The following is a 19,713-nucleotide window of genomic DNA, read 5'->3' as shown; positions in this document are numbered from 1 at the left end:
GAGGATGTTATGGAACACATTACATTGTCATTTCCTGCCAGCCGCACCTTCAGCGGTCAAGCCCTGGCAGGCGTCGTTGGCTCCGGTGATATGGAAGTGCTGTTCACCGCGGCAGTCGGCGACACGCTCAACATCGATATCACCACCTCCGTGGACAACAGCACTCACCGCTGGAACGCGCTGTTTGACCGTCTGAATCTGATCAACGGCCTGCCGGCCGGCACGCTGATTATTCACGATTTCGGCGCGACGCCGGGCGTGGCGCGCATTCGCATCGAACAGGTTTTTGAGGAGGTTTCCCATGCGTAACGACCGCAGCTTTATTGAATTACGCGCCCGTGAACGCGCCCGGACGCTGCTGGATGAAGGCAGCTACCGCGAACTGCTCGATCCGTTCGCCGGCATGATGTCGCCGTGGCTCGCGCCGCAGGGCGTCGTGCCGCAGTCTGACGATGGCATGGTGGTCGCTCGCGGCACCATCAACGGCCAGTCCGCGGTGGCGATCGCCATCGAAGGTACCTTCCAGGGCGGCAGTATGGGCGAAGTCTCCGGCGCGAAAATGGCGGCGGCGCTGGAGCTGGCGGCAGAAGATAACCGCAACGGCATCCCGACGCTGGCGGTACTGTGCCTGGAAACCGGCGGCGTGCGTCTGCAGGAGGCCAACCTCGGTCTCGCCGCCATCGCCGACATTCATGCGGCGATTGTCGACCTGCGTCGCTACACCCCGGTGGTCGGCATTATCGCCGGCACCGTCGGCTGTTTCGGCGGGATGTCCATCGCCGCCGCGCTGTGCAGCTATCTGATTGTCACCCGCGAGGCGCGTCTGGGCCTCAACGGCCCGCAGGTCATCGAGCAGGAAGCCGGCATTGACGAATACGACTCTCGCGATCGCCCGTTTATCTGGAGCATGACCGGCGGCGAAATCCGTTATGCAAGCGGGCTGGTCGATGCGTTGGTCGGCGACGGCATCAACGCAGTGAAATCAGCGATGAATGAGGCCATTGCCAGGGGCGTCCCGGCACAAAACCGCAGCGATAAATATGCGGATTACCTGGCCCGCCTGACCCACTTCGATACCCGCCAGCAGGCGGATACCGCGCAGATCAAACAGCTTTTTGCCCGGGAGGTGAAATGATGACTCAGTCCAATAGCCGTGGGGCCGTATGGCTGGAAAAACTGGCGCCGAACGCGCCGCGCATGCACGGCCTGTGCGCCTCCGTACAAGTCGCCGACGGACAGCTGAATGGCGAAAGCGTGCGCTTCATCGCCGTGGTGCCGGATGCCAACAACCACTACCCGCGCGCCGCCCAAGGCGAAGTGGGTCTGCTGGAAGGCTGGACGCTGGCGAAAGTGGTCAATGAAACCCTCGCAGCCGACGCCAACAGCGAGGTGAAACGCCCGATTGTGGCGATCATCGACGTCCCAAGCCAGGCCTATGGCCGCCGCGAAGAGGCGTTCGGTATCCACCAGGCGCTGGCCGGTGCCGCGGGCGCTTATGCGAAAGCGCGCCTGGCGGGCCATCCGGTGATTGGCCTGATTGTCGGCAAGGCGATGTCCGGAGCGTTTCTGGCGCACGGCTACCAGGCCAACCGCCTGATTGCCATCAACGACCAGGGCGTGCTGGTGCATGCGATGGGCAAAGCGTCCGCCGCACGTATCACTCTGCGCACCGTCGAGGCGCTGGAAAAACTGGCGGCGACCATTCCCCCCATGGCCTACGACGTCAGCAACTACGCGACGCTCGGTCTGCTCTCCGACCTGCTCAATCTCAGCAATCCGGATGCCCCGTCGGATGCTGACCTGGCGCTGGTGGAGATTACCGTGCAAAAGGCCATTTCCGATGCGCGCAAAGACCCAACGCTGAAAAACCGTCTCGGCGCGGAAAATCGCCGGAGCTCTACCCTGGTCCGCGAACGAATGCGCGCCAGCTGGTAACGAGCAACATCAGAAGTACGTAAAAAAAGACCTGCCGAAAGCGGCTACCGTCGGGCGCAGCATAGCGCCCACGGCTCGCTGCTTTTAGAAAATCAAAAACATCGCAATGAGCCCAATACGCTCAATCATTCACGCAGCCTCAAGGCGGCAACGGAGTCAATCCCCATGAGTTTGCTGGAGTCAGCGACCGGGGGCCGGGAAGCCAGCCAGCGCAGAGGCAGCTTGAAGGACGACGCGTATTTCTTTTTTTATCTACAGGTGATTACTCTATGACTTATGTAATTGTTCATGCCCTGGCGCCGATTTTTCTCATCATGCTGCTGGGCTTCTGGGCCGGCAAGGCCAAAATGGTCGACAACAAAAATGTGTCGCTGCTGAATATCTTTGTGATGGACTTTGCCCTGCCCGCCGCGCTGTTCAGCGCCACCGTACAGACGCCGTGGGCGGGAATCGTCGCGCAGTCCCCGCTGATAGTGGTGCTGACCGGCGCCATGTGGGTGACCTATGCGGCAATCTACTTCCTGGCCACCGGCGTCTTTAAAAAATCACCGCAGGACGCGGCGGTACTGACCCTCACCGTGGCGCTGCCAAACTATGCCGCACTCGGCCTGCCCATTCTCGGCAGCGTGCTGGGCGAGAGCCCGGCCACCTCGCTGTCCGTGGCGGTGTCCATTGCCTGCGGTTCGGTACTGATGACCCCGTTCTGCCTGCTGATCCTCGAGCGTGAAAAAGCGCGCGCCGCCGGTGAAAACAGCGGTTCTACCCTGGCAATGCTGCCGGTGCTGATGTGGCGCTCGCTGAAAAAACCGATCGTCATGGGCCCACTGCTCGGCGTGATCCTCTCGGCTATCGGCATCACCATGCCGGACCTGCTGCTGGCGGCGATCAAACCGCTGGGCCTGTCTGCCACCGCGGCCGCACTGTTCCTGACCGGGGTGATCCTCTCTGCCCGCAAGCTGAAGCTGAACGCAATGGTCGGTATCGCCACCATTGCCAAACTGCTCATCCAGCCGTTTATCGCCTGGGGCATCGTTCTGGCCTTCGGTCTGCACGGTTCGGTGGCGATCACCGCTATCCTGATGATTGCCCTGTCTGCCGGTTTCTTCGGCGTGGTGTTCGGCAACCGCTTTGGCGTCCAGTCGCCGGATGCCGAAGCCGTGCTGCTGTTGAGCTCCGTTCTGTGTATCCTGTCGTTACCGCTGTTTATTACTCTGACTTCCGGACTCTGATATGACCTTTACTCCGCGCCCGCACGATTTACTGTGGCTGAACAACGCCAACGCCTTACTGACCGTTGAGGAGGCGTGGGTGGCAACCCAGTGGCACCCCGGTTTGCCGGTGGTAGTGCGGCGCGATGTAAATGAAAACCATGATATTGCGGTGGGCGTGCGCGGCATGAAGCGCGAACAGCGCGCCGCCGGATGGGTGAAGGCAGAGGCGGTTTCCCGCGTGGTGACGCCGGAAGCGCTTACCGAACGTGAACGTCTGCTGCACTCGCCGTTTGTTTCCCAGCCGCCGGTTCAGGCGGCTATTTTACTGACGACCTTTGCGTGGCCGTGGCTATGGGGCATCACCGGCAGCACCGGCTATGCGCTGGCCAGCGAAATTCCCGTTCTGCACGCCGACAGCGATCTCGATTTGCTGATCCGCGCCCCTATGCCGCTGAGCGAAGAAGAGCTACGGCAGTGGCAGGCGCAGGTTGCGAAGCTGCCGTGTCGGGCCGACACCCAGATTGAAACGCCATTCGGCGCCTTTGCGTTGAATGAATGGCTGCGCGATGGCCGCGTATTGCTGAAAACGTCCCGGGGCGCGCGCCTGACCCACACGCCCTGGCACAGGGAGGAAGCATGAAAATTCTCTTTACCTTTCCCGGTCAGGGAAACCAGCGTCCGGGTATGCTCGGCGTCATCCCCAACCGTGAGGCGATCCTCGCCGAGGCCCGCAGCGTACTCGGCGAGGAGCTCGTCACCTTAGATAGCGTCGAGGCGCTCAGCCACACCCGGGCGGTGCAGCTGTGCCTGCTCATCACCGGCGTCGCCTGGGCACGGGAACTCCAGCGCCTGGGTGTCCAGCCGGATATCGTCAGCGGGTTGTCGATCGGCGCCTTTCCTGCCGCAGTTATCGCCGGGGCGTTAGATTTCGCCAGCGCACTGCGCCTGGTGGCGCTACGCGGCGATTTAATGGAACAGGCCTATCCGCACGGTTACGGCCTGACCGCGATTATGGGGCTGACGCGGGATCGGGTGGAGGCCCTGCTGATCGAGGGAGAGACCTACATCGCTAACCTCAATGCCGACACGCAGATTGTCATTGCCGGTACCGATGAAGCGATGGCGCGCGTAGCGCAGAAAGCGCTGGCCATCGGCGCCACTAAAGCACAGCGGCTGGCGGTCAGCGTTCCATCGCACTGCGCGCTGCTGGACGCCCCGGCGGCAGCGCTGGCGCAGGCGTTCACCCCCGCGTCTTTGCAGCGCCCGCGCTGCGCTTATTTGAGCGGTTCTAGCGCGCGGGTGCTGTGGGATCCGCAGCGGATCGCCGACGATCTGGCGATGAATATGGCGCGGACGGTGCGCTGGCAGGATGCTGTCGTCGCCGCCCAGGAGCGCGATGCCCGACTGGCGATAGAGATGCCGCCCGGCGGTGTACTGACCTGCCTCACCCGTCAGGCGGGCTGGCAGGGAGAGAGTCTTGCGCTTGAGAGCAGCGGCGTGGAGGTCGCCCGTCATCTGGCACAGCGGCTTAACGGTTAAGGCTCCGGGCGTACATTCGCCCTTCTGCCGCCAGCGCCAGCAGATCGGCGTCACGTTCACGATGGTGGGCATAGACGATAGAGATCAGCTGGCGCATCTGGTAGGGTTCCGCCAGCTTTAACAGCTGCACATCATTTTCATACACTTTCTTCATGCGCCCTGGCAGCAGCGCAAAACCGACGCCGGCCTGTACCAGGCTAATCATTGAGAAGATATCGTTCACCCGGGTCACAATTTCGGGTTCGAATGCCGCCACCTGAAAGGCTTCCTGGAACCCGGCATAGGTGGCAAATCCTTCGGCCAGCGAGACAAATTTGCGGTCGGCATAATCGCGCAGGTCGGCAGGCAGTACGGTATCGAGTTTTTCCGTCGCCGGTGCGGCGAGGAAAATATCGTCTTCAAACAGCGGTACCACATCAAAAGCAGAATTGCTGAACTCCCCTTCATTGGTCGCAATCAGAATGGCGTCAAGGGCATCGTCTTCCAGCATATCCAGCAGCATCTGGTTGGATCCCATGGTCAAATCGAGCTCCAGTTCGGGCCGTCGTAGCTTCATCCCCATAATAATTCGCGGCACCGTCTCAAGAGTCAGCGAGTAGAGCGTACCCATGCGCAGACGTCCCTGGCCAACGCCGGCCACCTTGCGCGTCGCTTCCAGCCCGCGGGTCATTAGGCTGGTGACGTCCTGGCAGTACTCCAGCAGCGTCCAGGCCGCCGGTAGCGGCAGTAAATTTCGCCCCTTATGCACAAACAGCGAGCAGCCCACCCCCTCTTCAAGGGTATGCAGCGCCCGATGAACGCTCACTCCGCTGAGCTCCATGGCTTCGGCGGTTCTGGCAATATTTCCCTTAACCATAAACATCATAAATATCGACAGTTTGCGGAAGGTTATCTCCTGATTAATGTCGTCTTTCATCGTTTGCGCCCCGCATTTCCGCTTTTTCTTGTTAATTCAAGCCAGTATAACCACAATCTACGGCGAAAGTTTTAACGGGGCGCACGTTCAGCGACCTGTTCCGTGGCCTCGCGACGAGAACCGCCGCCGGTGAGAAATCTGAACCGACCTGAGGCTATGCGTTTAGTTCATCAAGCCGCGGTGCCGACGGCGTCCAGGCCAGCAGCAGGCTGACAAGCGTAAAGGCCCCCATAATCCACGTCATCGTCCAGGGCGTACCATCATGTAACCCGGCCAGCAGCAATGAAGAGACGATTCCGCTGCCATATTGCAGTGCGCCGATGAAGGCCGATGCCGAACCGGCAAACTCCCCCGCCTCATCCAGCGCTGCCGCCGTTGAGGTGGCGGCAATCACGCCGTTCATGGAGAAAAAGAGAAACACGCACAGGGCGATCCCGACCAGACCACCGTGATGCAATTTGACGCTGAATGCCATCGCCACCATCGCCAGAGAGGCCACAACCAGCGCCACTTTAAGCAGATCCCCCAATGCGTAACGCTGTACCAGACGGCGGTTAACCAGGCTCATGGTCATCAAGCCGAGAATATTGACCGCAAATAGCCAGCCATAGTGCTGCGGTTCAACGCCGAAATAGCGAATATAGACATCCGGCGAACCGGTAATAAAGGCGTAAGCGGCGACGTAATAACAGGTCAGACTCAGGGTATAACGGATGAAAATGCGGTTTCGCAGCAGCTGCCCGTAGTGATGAAACGCCTTCAGCGGCGATCCCTGCTGGCGCCGCTCCGGCGGCAGCGTTTCCGGCAGCCAACGTAGCGCCAGCAGCATCAGCAGGCCAATGCCCGCCAGCAGCCAGAAAATGGCATGCCAGCTGGTGACTCTGATCAGCTGCCCGCCCAGCAGCGGCCCGATAATCGGTGCAATGGCCATGACAATGGTCAGCGTGGAGAGCATCTGCGCGGCGCGGGTCCGGGCAAAGAGATCGCGTACCATCGCTCGCGCCAGCATGGGCCCGGTACAGGCCCCCAGAGCCTGAAAAACGCGCCAGAAAATAATCTGATCGATGCTGACGGAGAGCGCGCACCCCACGGAGCCGATGATAAACAGCACCATACCGATAAACAGCGGCGTGCGACGACCAAGGCGGTCGCCGATCGGCCCCCAGATGAGCTGAGCCACGGCAAAACCGATTAAAAAACCGGTAATCGTCAGTTCGGCGTCCCCCTGCAATTCCGCCGCCATCACCGGCATGGCGGGTAGATAAATATCGGTGGATAACGAAGCGAACGCCATCAGCCCGCTTAAAATCAAAATAAACAGCGGCCTGCTGGCGGCGTTTTTTTGCGGCAAAGTCATGTGAGATATCCGTCAGGAGAGAGTGTTACAGAGCGAGGTATGTTAACGAGAAAGCGCTGACGGATAATCCCCTGTAACCGTATCGAGGTTATGAGTCGCATTCATGAATAGACGGCGCAGAGGACGCGCAACTAGGATGGCAGGCACAGCCGACGAAAAAATGCCAGTCGGCGATAAACCAACTGGCATGTTCTGTGGCGGACGTTATGTCAGATTACAGCGCCATATCGTGCTGTGCCGACTCCGCGGGTTTTGCCTCGGCCGGCTTCGCGGTGGTCAGCGCAGGCTGAGTTTTGCTCATGTCGATGACCGGCGGTTTCACCAGCTGCAGCGTCGCAGCGGTATCATCCCACACCTGCTGCGTCAGCGCCGGGTTATCGTTCAGCTTCTGTCCGTAGCTCGGGACGATAGCATGAATGCGGCTCTGCCACTGCGCGGAAGCAAACTGCTCCGGGAACATCTGCTTCAGGACGTTAAGGGTGATCGGTGCCGCGGTGGATGCACCCGGTGATGCCCCCAGCAGCGCCGAGATGGTTTTCTGTTGATCGACCACCACTTCGGTACCCAGCTTCAGGACTCCGCCCTTGTCAGCATCTTTCTTGATAATCTGCACGCGCTGGCCGGCCTGGATCAGTTTCCAGTCTTCTTTACGCGCGTCCGGATAGTACTCTTTCAGCGCCGCAAAACGGTCATCATCGTTCAACATCACCTGGCTAATCAGGTATTTCACCAGATCGAAGTTGTCGAGACCCACGTGGGTCATCGGCAGCACGTTATCGGTAGTGGTGGTGCTCAGCAGGTCCATAAATGAACCATTTTTGAGGAATTTGGTAGAGAAGGTCGCAAACGGCCCGAACAGCACCACGCGCTTACCATCGATGAAACGGGCATCCAGGTGCGGAACCGACATCGGCGGTGCGCCAACGGAGGCCTGGCCGTACACTTTTTCCAGATGCTGCTGGGTCACGGCTGGATTTTCCGTCATCAGGAAGGAGCCGCCAACCGGGAAGCCCGCATAATTATCCGCTTCCGGAATGCCGGTTTTTTGCAGTAATTTCAGCGCGCCGCCGCCGGCACCGATAAAGACATATTTCGCATCGACCGCCTGCTCCTGACCGCTATTGACGTTTTTAATCGTCACGTGCCATGAATTATCGGCATTACGCTTAAAGCCGGTGACTTCAGAAGAGGTTTGCAGAGAGAAATTATTATTTTTCTTCAGGCTGCCGATCAGCTGACGGGTAATTTCGCCGTAGTTGACATCGGTACCGACCGGAGTCCAGGTCGCCGCCACTTTTTGTTGCGGATCGCGCCCTTCCATCACCAGCGGCGCCCATTGTTTAATTTGCGCGTGATCGGTGGAGAATTTCATGCCCTGGAATAAAGTGGTCTGCTGCAATGCGGCATAACGTTTTTGCAGATACTCCACATTATCACCCCAGACGAAACTCATATGCGGAGTGGAATTAATAAAGGCGTGCGGATCGTGCAAAATGCCGCGTTTGACCTGCGCCGTCCAGAACTGACGGGAGATCATAAACTGCTCGTTAATATCCAGCGCTTTGCTGACATCAATGGAACCGTCCGGACGCTCCGGCGTATAGTTCAGCTCCATGTTCGCTGAGTGGCCGGTCCCGGCGTTGTTCCAGCCGTTAGAGGATTCCAGCGCAACGCCATCCAGCTTCTCGACCATCACCTGTTTCCAGTCCGGCTGTAATTCCTGCAGCCAGGTGCCAAGGGAGGCACTCATAATTCCGCCGCCAATCAGCAGGAAATCGGTTTTTTGAGCGGCATCGGTATTCGCATACGACGCGGTGCTGACAAACATCGCCAGTGCGGTCACAGATAAGAGAGATTTTTTTATTGCAGGCATAATAGAATTATCGCATAGCACAATGAAATAAGTGCAAACATGTTAACGCATTTCTATTATATTTTAAAATATCATTTACATTTTCCGCACAGTTAATCAATTTCTGATAAATACTTTTTTAACTTAAAAAAGTAAAATATCGCGTGCGAAACTAAAAGTCAGAAAATAACGGCGGGAATGAAGGGGTTAAATAGTTCTCGCCGGTTAATTTAGTTATTTATCACCACGTCACGCTCGCAGCATAACGGCGCGCTATGGCGCGCCGCATCCATCATTCAATTTACGCGACTCAGCGTCTCGCGCTTTGTCTCCTGCAGCGCGAGGCGCAAACGATCGTTATTTTCCGCCAGCAGATCTCGCGCCTGCCAGGCGTCGAGCCCGGTCATCAGCATCAGGATTGCCGTCCGCACATGCTGATTGCAGCTGGCCAGCGCGGCTTTGGCCTCGCTGCGCGAGCAGTCGGTGGCCGTCATGACGATGGCAATCTGGCGTTCAGTCCAGCGCGGGCTGGTGGCCTGCAGATCGACCCGCAGGTTGCTGTAAACCCTGCCGCTGCGAATCGCCAGCCCGGTGGTCAACATCGTGAGGATCTGCCGCTGCGCCAGTTGCGCTTTCGGGTTACCGAACCCCGCCACCGCTTCTGGCCCGGTTTGCGGCGCAATAATGATATCCGCCAGCTGGGCGGCTTCACTCTCCGCTTGCTGCGTCAGCACCGCAATTGGCGCGCCGAGCGACCAGGCATGACGCATCGCGCCCCAGACCCACGGCGTTTGTCCGCTAACCGTCAGCGCCAGCAGCATATCGTTGCTGCTGAAACGGATAGCCTGCAGCTCAAGCGTACCGAGATCGTAATCGTTAGCGGCCGTTTCCATCTCCTGTAGCGCGGCTGCCGGGCCACCGGCAATGAGCCCAACCAGCGAATGTTTCTCTTCCGGCGTATACTCGCTGACCGTCTGTAGCGCCGCGCGGCCGGATGCTCCGGCGCCGACAATCACCAGCCGCCCTCCCCGACTCAGGGCTGCGGCGGCATTATCAACGAGACGGGCAACCTCCGGTAAACAGGCCCCGACGGCGTCGGCGATTTGCCGGTTGTCTTTGTGCAACAGGGTCAGCATATCGAGGGTGGCGAGCGTGTCGATGTGACGAGTTTCAGGGTGGCGTCGTTCCATCATTGATGCGGTTGGCTTACTGCTCATAAAAACCTCCTTTTAAATAACTCCCTATTCACTATAAGGATATTTATTGCGAGGTCCTGCGAGTGGGGTCACGCTTCCCGGTTCTTTCAGCGTCTTTTTGCTTTTTTACATAGCTTTAAGAAATGGTTACCTTCAGCGATAATGGCCCTTCGCCGAACAGTTCAGGGGATGGTATGAAGGATATCGCGGAGTCAATTCCGCCCGCGCGCAAACGTCTGATGAGGATGAAGCTGAGTACCGCCGTGACGCTCATGATTAGCAGCGTGATTGGTTCGGTACTGCTGCTGGTCTACGCGCTGTGGTTTATACAGATCAGCGACACCACCCGCGACGGCGTAAAAGATACGGCGCTGGCGGTCGCACGCACCTTCTCCGATATGCCGGAAGTGAAACAGGCCCTGGCGCTGCCGCCGCAGAGCGGACTTATCCAGCCCCTGGCGCTGGCCATCACCCGACGTAACGATCTGCTGTATGCCGTGGTGACCGATATGCATGGCGTGCGCTATTCGCATCCCAATGCCCGGCTTATCGGTAAACGATTTATCGGCGAGGATATTCAGCCTGCCTTTGCCGGCAAAGAGAATGTCGCCGTCAATCACGGGGTGTTGGCTCCGGCGCTGCGCGTCTTTACGCCGGTATTCAACGACCGGCAGCAGCAAATTGGCGTGGTGGTGGTCGGGATTTCGCTCAGTAAAGTGGATGAGCAGATCGCCAAAGGCCGCTGGGATGTGCTGTTAACCGTGCTGTTCAGCGCCCTGGTCTGCGGAATCGGTACCTGGAGCCTGGTGCGCGGACTCAAGCGCGTGCTGCTGGGACTGGAGCCGCAGGAGATCTCCACGCAGTTTCAGCAGCGGCAGGCGATGCTCCATTCGTTAAAAGAAGGGGTTGTCGCGGTGGATGTCGAAGGTCGCGTCACGCTGATCAACCCGGCGGCCAGCGAGATCCTGCTTAGCGGCCCCGGCAAAGAGATTGCCCACACCCCGCTGCTGGCGGATCTGCACGAGGTCTTGCAAACCGGCGAGCCGATTTACGACCGCGAGCTCGGCTGCAACGGCTTCCTGCTGATCAGCAACACCGTGCCGGTGCGCAGTCAGAACGCTATCGTCGGCGCCATCAGTACTTTCCGTGATAAAACGGAGGTCAGCCAGCTGTTGCAGCGGCTGGACGGTATGGTTAACTATGTCGATGCGCTGCGCACCACCTCGCATGAATTTATGAATAAGCTGCATGTGATCCTTGGCCTGTTAAACATGAAAAGTTATGACAAGCTGGAGGAGTACGTGCTGCAAACCGCCCATACTTATCAGGCGGACATAGGCGAAATTCAGCACCGTATCAAATCACCGGTGGTCGCGGGCTTCCTGATTGGTAAAATCCAGCGCGCCAAAGAGCGCGGCTTCACGCTTAACTTAGCCGAAGAGAGCCTGGTGCCCGATTGCCCAAATGAAAAGCAGGTGACCGTGCTGGTCACCGTGCTGGGTAATTTGATTGAGAATGCGCTGGATGCCATGAGCGGCCAAAGCGAGGGGGAAGTCGGTCTGCTGCTGCACTATCAGAACGGCTGGCTGAGCGGCGAAGTCAGCGATGACGGGCCGGGTATCCCGCCTGCTAATATTGATGCCATCTTTAATAAAGGCTTCTCTACCAAGGGTGAGAATCGCGGCGTTGGCCTGTTTCTCGCCAGCCAGCAGCTCCGTGAACTGGGCGGCACGCTCGCCGTCGAGTCTGAGCCTGGCGTCTTTACCCAATTTTTTGTTCATCTTCCCTGGGATAGTAAAAGGAAACGTGCGTGATAAATGTATTAATTGTTGACGATGATGCCATGGTCGCCGAACTGAATCGCCTGTATGTGGCGAGAATTCCCGGCTTCCGCTGCTGTGGCACGGCGTCTACGCTAAGCAAGGCCCAGGAGATGATTAACGATAGCGGACAGGAGATCGATCTGGTGCTGCTGGATGTCTACATGCAGCATGACAGCGGACTGGATCTGCTGCCGACCATTCGCGCCTCTGGCCGCCCTATCGACGTGATTATGATTACCTCCGCCGCCGATGCCGCCACCGTGCAAACCTCGATGCACTACGGCGTCGTCGATTATCTGATCAAACCGTTCCAGTTCCCGCGCTTCGAAGAGGCGCTGACCGCCTGGCGCGAAAAACGCAAACTGATGACCGGACAGCCCTATTATGAGCAGGCCGATGTTGACCGCCTGCTCCACGGCAACGCGCCGGAAGCCAGCGACGCGCGCAAGCTGCCGAAAGGCTTAACCGCCCAGACGCTGCGCACGCTGTGTCAGTGGATTGACGCCCATCCGGGTACCGAGTTTTCCACCGATGAACTGGCGGTGGCAGTCAATATTTCCCGCGTCTCCTGCCGGAAATACCTGATCTGGCTGGCGCAGATTAATATCCTCTACACCAGCATTCACTACGGCGCTACCGGGCGTCCGGTCTACCGCTACCGGCTGGTCGCCGAGCAGTACAGCCTGCTCAAGCAGTACAGTCAGTAAGCCGGTAGCTGTCGTCGAGTAAGTGAAAACGAAAGCGGCGCTGTGATGAGAGGATAATGTCGCGATTTTTGGTGACGAAAATCGCCTCGATGTCTTCGCGATGGCGCAGCGCCGCGCAGCCCTTTTCTACGCCAAGACCGAAGATCAACGTGGTCCAGATATCTCCGTCAAGCGAGTCATCTGCAACAATGGTTACGCTCTCCAGCTCGTTATCGAGCGGATAGCCTGTGCGCGGGTCGAGGATATGGTGCCAACGCCGCCCGTCCTGCTCAAAATAGCGCTCGTAAATGCCGGACGTCACCACCGACTGGCCGACGACGTCAATACTGCCCACCAGCGCATTATCGGCCGCGAACGGTTTTTTCAGCCCAATCGACCACGCCCCCAGAGTATGCACGTTGCCGCCGAGGTTGATCAGCGCCGCGTCCACTCCCTGGCGCTGCAGGTCATCGCGGACCCGGTCCGCTATGTAGCCTTTGGCAATCGCCCCAAGATCGATCTCCATGCCCGGCCGGGCGAGAAAACGCTGCCGGCGGCGTCATCCAGGATCACATCCTGCGGGCGGGTCAGCGCTAAACGCGCGGCGATATCCGTCGTCGCCGGAACGCTGTGGCCGTTAAAACCGATGCGCCATAGCTTCACCAGCGGGCCGATGGCCAGATTAAAGGCGCTCTCCTGCACCATGCTGGCCGCTTTCGCGCATTTAATAAGCTGATATACCGGGCGGCTGACGCTGACCGGATGGCGGCCGGCGGCATGATTAATCGCCATCACCTCCGAGTGTGCGCGGTTGACGGTGAACAGGTCTTCGTAGCGTTTAATCAGTTGAAACGTGCGGGAAGCCAGGGCTTCATCGTGGGAGAACAGTTTGAGCAGGATGGGAGACCCCATCAAAACAGCGGAGTAGCTATAGAGGCGTTGGTCGCCAGAGATGCCAGACATCATTGAAGCTCCTCTGTGTCACCCGGGCAGGCAGACGCCGCCGGGAATGGGCCGGGCGAACCCGGCCTGTTATCACTGAGCGTTAGCCTCTGGCGCGTTTTGCCGCCTGGTGGCCCGCCAGGGTGCCAAAGATAATAATATCCGCTACGGCATTGCCGCCGATACGGTTGCCGCCGTGGATACCCCCGACCACTTCACCCGCGGCATAAGCGCCGGCAATCGGCTGATGATGAGTATCCAGTACCGCGGTGTCAGTATTAATGGTCACACCGCCCATAGTATGGTGAACCCCCGGCGCGATGCGGATAGCATGGAACGGCCCTTCGTTAACCGGCGCGCGCAGCGCGGTGGTACGACCAAACTCTTCATCACGCTGATTTTCAACAAACCCGTTGTAGCGTTCCAGCGTAGCGAGGAAGGCATGGTAATCCATCCCCAGTTTCTCCGCCAGTTCGCGCGGCGAGCTGGCGCTGGTCACCAGACCTTTGGCGATATATTCGTCGGCCGCTTTGTTTTTCGCCCGGACATGTTCATCAAAGACGATGTAAGCATAATGCTCCGGCAGCGCGATGATCGCCGCAGACACTTTATCGCGGGTCTCCATTTCGTTGAAGAAGCGGTTCCCCTGTTGATTGACCAGGATGGCGCCGCCGCCGCGAATCGATTCGGAAATCAGGTACGAGGTGCTCTGCTCAACGGTCGGGTGAATTTGAATTTCGCCCATGTCGACGGTGCCGGCGCCAATCCGTTCCAGCAGCGCAATACCGCCGCCGGTGGCCCCTTTATGGTTGGTGGTGACAAACCCCGCCAGATCCGGACGATATTTTACCACCATCGCGCTATTGGCGCTGAAACCACCGGTCGCCATCACGATACTTTTGGTCTGCACCTCGATACTTTCCTGCTCATCATTCAGCAGACGTACGCCGCTCACCTGGTCGTGGGTCATCAGGATCTCTTCCACCGACGTATCCAGCATCACATCGATGCCGCGACGAGTGATATTACGCACCAGGCCGCTAATCAGGTACCCTCCGACGGCGGATCCGTCACGCGGACGGTGAGTACGGTCGATACTCATCCCGCCGGTGGTGGTGATGTCATTAAGCATGATCCCGCGACGCGCCAGCCATTCGATGGCCTCCGGGGCATTTTCCACGAACCGACGCAGCAATTGCGGATTGTTTTTATTGTGTCCGCCTTTTAAGGTTTCCTGATAGAACAGCTCTTTGCTGTCCTCAATACCTTTTACCCGCTGGAAGCGCGTTTGCGCGGCGTTCATTCCGGCAGAGGCTTTAATCGTATTACCGCCGATGGTCGGCATTTTCTCAACGATCAGGACGCTTGCGCCTTCATCGTGCGCCTGAATGGCGGCGGCCAGCCCGGCGCCGCCGCTGCCGACCACCACCACGTCATAGCTTTTCGGCGTCAGATCTGCGCCGCCCTCTTCCAGCGCCAGCGCTTTACTTGATTTCAGCATCGCTTTCGACACCGCTTTTTTCACCGCTTCACTTTGGCTGGTGGCGCCAGAAATCGCGTCCACGTGCGGCGTATTGGCGGTCAAAATGCGTTCACGGATCTCTTCGAAGCTGGTAGTGAACTCCACGTTCTGCTGCGGGCCGGCAGCCAGTTCGATATCGGCGATGCGGTCATTTTCCAGACTGACGTTAATCACCAGTTCGTTGGCATCGTCCTGGACGGTTTCCACAAACAGGCCGGGTTTAAACTTCGCATCGCCCATGCTCATATCGCGGATCATGGCTTCAACCAGCGAGAAGCGCCACAGCGGCTGCGGAATATTCAGCGCTTCGCGCTGGGTGCTGTCGATAAACAGCTCGAGATTTTCTCCGCCAGCAATCCGCGCCGCCCAGTCCGGATAAGCAATGCAGGCGCGGCCCACGGCCATCAGATCGTAACCATGATCCAGCCCCTGCTCCGCATCCGCCGCGTTGACCACGCCGCCAACGCCCATCACCGGGATCTGAGCCAGGGTATCAGAGCGCAGCGCACAATATTTTTCAATCAGCGGCGTCGGATCGCTGGTATCGACAATCGAGGGACGCAGAGATGCACCGACGGAGAAATGCAGATAGTCGAGACCGCGCGCCGCCAGTTTTTCCAGCAGGTACAGGGTGTCATCAAAACGGATACCCGGCTCTTCCAGCTCTTCCGGGGAGAAGCGATAGCCGATAATAAAGGCATCATCGGCGTACTGGCTCGCCATTTTATGGGTAATGTCGAGGACCGCCAGCGGGAAACGCGCACGGTTGTCGCGGCTGCCGCCCCACTGATCATCGCGTTGGTTAGAATTCGGGGAATAGAACTGCTGGATAAGATAGGTGTTAGCACCGTGAATTTCCACGCCATCAAAACCGGCCAGAATGGCGCGACGTACACCGTCGCCGAATTTGGCAATCATTCCCTCAACTTCTTCGCCGCTCAGCGCACGCGGCATCGCAGCGCCTTCGCGCGGTGCGGCCAGCGCGCTCGGCGCCACCGGTTGACGGCCGCCGATCAACTGCGGATCGACCATACGTCCGCCGTGATAGATCTGCAGAATGGCTTTTGACCCTTCGGCTTTGATGGCGTCGGCGATTTTAGCCAGACCGGCAATTTTCTCGTCATTGTCGATGCCGATGGCGCCCGGGAAAGCCAGACCGTAATCATCAATAAAACAGCACTCAACGATAATGGTGCCAATGCTGCCGGCGCGAGCGCGATAGTATTCCACCAGTTCGCTGGTGACGCTGCCGTCAAAATAGCCGGTGCAGGTGGTCATCGGTGCCATTAACAAACGGTTTTTTAACTCAGTACCATTCGGTAAGGTAAAAGGACGCAATATACGTGGGCTACTGGTCATATTAACACTCCAGATTTTAAATATTGAAAATTCAGAATTGGGTGACGGAATTGTTTTTGGTTGTGTTTCTTAATTCCTGTTGCCATGCCCATAATATAGCGATATTTTTAGTTAACAAACCAATTACGTTAGTTAAAAAACTATTTAATACCACCAATAACATCAATACCTCTATTGTATTATTAATTAAAAATACAATTTTCACACAAAGCAAAACACCGATAACATGTCAGCCACCTTTGTTAAAAAACAACACATATCAATCACAATATAAAATTCATTAATATCATACAGATACAAACAAAAAACTCTTGATGTACGTTTGTAAGCCAATTATTTATTAACATTTATCGATATTTTAATCAAATAAACACCTCACCCGTCAGGGTTATTTTTAAAATAAATAAATACCTCCACACACCGTATTTATTGATCCTGATCAATTGCAATAAAGCAACAAAGCGCAATATATAAATAACCAACGAATTAAATTTAACGCACAGCAAAATGCGTTAAATAACCGTCACGAAAACCAGAAAAACCAAAGATTAATAAGTAAAGAAAGTTTTGAAATTAAAAAAATCACTGGTTATGGCGTGACGCATCGTATTTTCAACTACTCGCAGATACTCATTATGAAAGAGAAACAGACAACCATACCGCCTGCCGGTGCCGCCAGTCCCAAGGCTGCAAATAAAAACCGCCTGCTGATGATGGCGCTGCCCATTATTGTTGCAGTTCTTTTACTCTTCGTGCCGGTGCCTGACGGGTTACCGCCTTATGCCTGGCACTACTTTGCTATCTTCGTTGGCGTCATTGTCGGGCTGATTTTTGAACCCCTGCCGGGCGCCGTGATCGGCATTACCGGGGTGGTGGTCATCGCCCTGTGCAGCCAGTGGCTGCTCTTCAACCCAGCGCAGCTGGCCGACCCCAAATTCAAACTGGCCGGCGCCTCATTTAAATGGGCGGTCAGCGGTTTTGGTAACTCCACCGTATGGTTGATTTTCGGCGCCTTCATGTTCGCCGCTGGCTACGATAAAACCCAGTTTGGTCGCCGTCTGGCGCTGATCCTGGTGAAATATCTGGGCCGCCGCAGCCTGACGCTGGGTTATGCCATTACCTTTGCTGACCTGCTGCTGGCACCGTTTACCCCGTCCAATACCGCGCGCAGCGGCGGGACCATCTACCCCATTATCGCCAACCTGCCGCCGCTATACGGTTCTAAACCGAACGATCCCAGCGCGCGTCGTATCGGCTCCTACCTGATGTGGGTGGCCATTACCGCAGCTTGTATCACCAGTTCGATGTTCCTCTCCGCGCTGGCGCCAAACCTGCTGGCCCTCGCGCTGGTCAAAAGCATCGTCGGCATCAATATCTCGTGGGGTACCTGGTTTATCGCCTTCCTGCCGCTGGGTATCCTGCTGATTCTGGCGATGCCGCTGCTGGCTTACTGGTTCTATCCGCCGGAAGTGAAAGTCAACAATGAAGTGCCGCTGTGGGCCGCTCGCGAGCTGGAAAAGCTGGGCAAGCTGTCACGCAATGAGATCCTGCTGCTGGTGTTCGTCTGCTTCGCCCTGGCCATGTGGATTTTCGCCGCCGAGTGGATTGAACCGGCGCTGGCCGCCCTGCTGGTCATTGTGCTGATGCTATGGACCGGCGTACTTTCGTGGAGCGATATCACCAACAATAAAGCGGCATGGAACACCTTTGTCTGGTTCGCCACCCTGGTGGCGCTGGCCGACGGCCTCTCCTCTACCGGCTTTATCGCCTGGCTGGGTAAAGAAGGCGGAGCGCTGATGAGCGGCATCTCCCCGGGCGTCGCCACTATCGTGCTGCTGCTGGCGTTCTACCTGCTGCACTACCTGTTCGCCAGCACCACCGCGCACACCACCGCGCTGCTGCCGGCGATGCTGACTATCGCATCCACCATTCCGGGTATGAATATGCAGGTCTTCGTCCTGCTGATGGTGACCTCGCTCGGCGTGATGGGCATCATCACGCCGTACGGTACCGGTCCAAGCCCGATTTACTACGGCAGCGGCTACCTGCCGACCAAAGACTACTGGCGCCTCGGCACCATCTTCGGCGCCATCTTCCTGGCCGCCCTGCTGCTGATTGGCTATCCGTGGATGTCCATGATGTTCTGATTCATAACCGCCGGAGGCTCTCCTCCGGCGGTTTTACTCTTAGGGAGCTAAGCTATGTCGACTAAACCGTTTGTTTACCAGGAAGCCTTTCCGCTGGCAAAAGATGAGACTGAATACTATCTGCTGAGCAAAGAACATGTTTCCGTGGCCGAATTTGCCGGCCAGGAGATACTGAAAGTTGCCCCTGAAGCCCTGACTCTGCTGGCCCAGCAGGCCTTCCACGATGCGGCCTTTATGCTGCGCGTTTCCCATCAAAAGCAGGTTGCGTCAATCCTGCTCGACCCGGAAGCCAGCGAAAACGACAAATACGTCGCCCTGCAGTTCCTGCGCAACTCGGAAATCGCGGCGAAAGGCGTGCTGCCGACCTGCCAGGACACCGGTACCGCGATCATCATGGGTAAAAAAGGTCAGCGCGTCTGGACCGGCGGCGGCGATGAAGCGGCGCTGGCCCGCGGCGTTTACAACACCTATACCGAAGATAACCTGCGCTACTCGCAAAATGCCGCGCTGGATATGTACAAAGAGGTCAACACCGGGACTAACCTGCCGGCGCAGATCGATCTTTATGCTACTGACGGCGACGAGTACAAATTCCTGTGCATGGCGAAAGGCGGCGGTTCAGCCAACAAAACCTACCTGTATCAGGAAACCAAAGCGCTGATTACTCCGGCGAAGCTGAAAAACTACCTGGTTGAGAAGATGCGCACCCTCGGCACCGCGGCCTGTCCGCCGTACCATATCGCCTTTGTGATTGGCGGCACCTCGGCGGAATCGACGCTGAAAACCGTGAAGCTGGCCTCCACGCGCTACTACGATGGCCTGCCCACCGAAGGTAACGAGCACGGTCAGGCGTTCCGCGATATTCAGCTGGAGCAAGAGCTGCTGCTGGAAGCGCAGAATCTCGGCCTTGGCGCGCAGTTCGGCGGCAAATACTTCGCCCACGACATCCGCGTGATTCGCCTGCCGCGTCACGGAGCCTCCTGCCCGGTCGGCATGGGCGTCTCCTGCTCCGCTGACCGCAATATCAAGGCCAAAATCAACCGCCACGGTATCTGGATTGAAAAACTGGAGAGCAACCCGGGCCAGTACATCCCGGAAGCGCTGCGTGAGCAAGGTGAAGGCAAGGTGGTCAGTATTAACCTGAATCAGCCGATGAGCGAGATCCTGGCGCAGCTGTCCGCCCATCCGGTATCCACTCGTCTGACGCTGAACGGCACCATCATTGTGG

Annotated in this window: 15 protein-coding genes and 1 pseudogene; 10 read left to right on the top strand and 6 right to left on the bottom strand. The window is 57.6% G+C overall.

Annotated features, from left to right (window positions below):
- Positions 1-9: 9 nt before the first annotated feature.
- The 6 genes from mdcC to mdcH all read left to right on the top strand — a co-directional run bounded on the left by mdcC (position 10) and on the right by mdcH (position 4,685).
- Entirely contained in the window at positions 10-309 is a 300-nt protein-coding gene (gene mdcC / locus GRPL_RS09550) for a malonate decarboxylase acyl carrier protein (RefSeq protein ID WP_032696086.1), read from the top strand.
- Positions 302-1,135 carry a biotin-independent malonate decarboxylase subunit beta gene (locus GRPL_RS09555; RefSeq protein ID WP_032699720.1) on the top strand — a complete coding sequence of 278 codons (834 nt, stop codon included), beginning with the start codon at positions 302-304 and terminating at the stop codon, positions 1,133-1,135. Before mdcC ends, GRPL_RS09555 begins: the two co-directional genes overlap by 8 nt.
- On the top strand, positions 1,135-1,935 hold the full coding sequence (gene mdcE / locus GRPL_RS09560) for a biotin-independent malonate decarboxylase subunit gamma (RefSeq protein WP_032687505.1): 801 nt from the start codon (positions 1,135-1,137) through the stop codon (positions 1,933-1,935). The genes GRPL_RS09555 and mdcE overlap by 1 nt, the downstream gene beginning before the upstream one ends.
- 269 nt (positions 1,936-2,204) lie before the next feature.
- Entirely contained in the window at positions 2,205-3,164 is a 960-nt protein-coding gene (locus GRPL_RS09565; protein WP_032687481.1) for an AEC family transporter, read from the top strand.
- A 1-nt stretch (position 3,165) separates the two neighbouring features.
- Positions 3,166-3,786 (top strand): malonate decarboxylase holo-ACP synthase, encoded by a 621-nt coding sequence (locus tag GRPL_RS09570; RefSeq protein ID WP_032687480.1) that lies wholly within the window; start codon positions 3,166-3,168, stop codon positions 3,784-3,786.
- Positions 3,783-4,685 carry a malonate decarboxylase subunit epsilon gene (gene mdcH, locus GRPL_RS09575; protein ID WP_032699719.1) on the top strand — a complete coding sequence of 301 codons (903 nt, stop codon included), beginning with the start codon at positions 3,783-3,785 and terminating at the stop codon, positions 4,683-4,685. Before GRPL_RS09570 ends, mdcH begins: the two co-directional genes overlap by 4 nt.
- On the opposite strand, the gene GRPL_RS09580 is transcribed toward mdcH, so the two are convergent.
- From GRPL_RS09580 to GRPL_RS09595, 4 genes are all read right to left on the bottom strand, one after another.
- Entirely contained in the window at positions 4,675-5,601 is a 927-nt protein-coding gene (locus tag GRPL_RS09580; RefSeq protein ID WP_032696083.1) for a LysR family transcriptional regulator, read from the bottom strand. The two genes, mdcH and GRPL_RS09580, sit on opposite strands and share 11 nt — an antisense overlap.
- A gap of 154 nt (positions 5,602-5,755) precedes the next feature.
- The gene (locus GRPL_RS09585; protein WP_032699718.1) at positions 5,756-6,958 is read right to left on the bottom strand and encodes a multidrug effflux MFS transporter; all 1,203 of its coding nucleotides are present in this window, start codon (positions 6,956-6,958) and stop codon (positions 5,756-5,758) included.
- Between the two features lie 214 nt (positions 6,959-7,172).
- Positions 7,173-8,831, bottom strand: coding sequence for a malate dehydrogenase (quinone) (gene mqo, locus GRPL_RS09590; protein ID WP_032687475.1), 1,659 nt, complete (start codon positions 8,829-8,831; stop codon positions 7,173-7,175).
- Positions 8,832-9,106: 275 nt separating this feature from the next.
- A complete protein-coding gene (locus GRPL_RS09595) occupies positions 9,107-10,027 on the bottom strand; it encodes an N-acetylmuramic acid 6-phosphate etherase (RefSeq protein WP_032699717.1) in 921 nt (306 codons plus the stop codon).
- A 173-nt stretch (positions 10,028-10,200) separates the two neighbouring features.
- On the opposite strand from GRPL_RS09595, the gene GRPL_RS09600 reads away from it, so the two are divergent.
- Together GRPL_RS09600 and dcuR are read left to right on the top strand one after the other, a co-directional pair.
- The gene (locus GRPL_RS09600; RefSeq protein WP_032696079.1) at positions 10,201-11,820 is read left to right on the top strand and encodes a sensor histidine kinase; all 1,620 of its coding nucleotides are present in this window, start codon (positions 10,201-10,203) and stop codon (positions 11,818-11,820) included.
- Positions 11,817-12,536: a two-component system response regulator DcuR gene (gene dcuR, locus GRPL_RS09605; protein ID WP_032687473.1), complete on the top strand. Its 720-nt coding sequence runs from the start codon at positions 11,817-11,819 to the stop codon at positions 12,534-12,536. Before GRPL_RS09600 ends, dcuR begins: the two co-directional genes overlap by 4 nt.
- On the opposite strand, the pseudogene GRPL_RS0125780 reads toward dcuR, so the two are convergent.
- Together GRPL_RS0125780 and GRPL_RS09610 are read right to left on the bottom strand one after the other, a co-directional pair.
- A pseudogene (locus GRPL_RS0125780) lies at positions 12,517-13,478 on the bottom strand (FAD:protein FMN transferase). The gene dcuR and the pseudogene GRPL_RS0125780 overlap by 20 nt on opposite strands.
- Positions 13,479-13,560: 82 nt before the next feature.
- The gene (locus GRPL_RS09610; protein WP_032699715.1) at positions 13,561-16,338 is read right to left on the bottom strand and encodes a flavocytochrome c; all 2,778 of its coding nucleotides are present in this window, start codon (positions 16,336-16,338) and stop codon (positions 13,561-13,563) included.
- A 635-nt stretch (positions 16,339-16,973) separates the two neighbouring features.
- On the opposite strand from GRPL_RS09610, the gene GRPL_RS09615 reads away from it, so the two are divergent.
- Both GRPL_RS09615 and GRPL_RS09620 read left to right on the top strand, forming a co-directional pair.
- Positions 16,974-18,485, top strand: a complete 1,512-nt coding sequence (locus GRPL_RS09615) for an anion permease (protein ID WP_032687499.1) — start codon at positions 16,974-16,976, stop codon at positions 18,483-18,485.
- A gap of 54 nt (positions 18,486-18,539) precedes the next feature.
- The coding region (locus GRPL_RS09620; protein WP_032699714.1) for a fumarate hydratase at positions 18,540-19,713 on the top strand (1,174 nt) is incomplete at its 3' end.

Source organism: Klebsiella planticola ATCC 33531 (genome assembly GCF_000735435.1).
GTDB classification, from domain to species: domain Bacteria; phylum Pseudomonadota; class Gammaproteobacteria; order Enterobacterales; family Enterobacteriaceae; genus Klebsiella; species Klebsiella planticola.
This window is presented reverse-complemented; position numbering and strand designations above follow the sequence as displayed.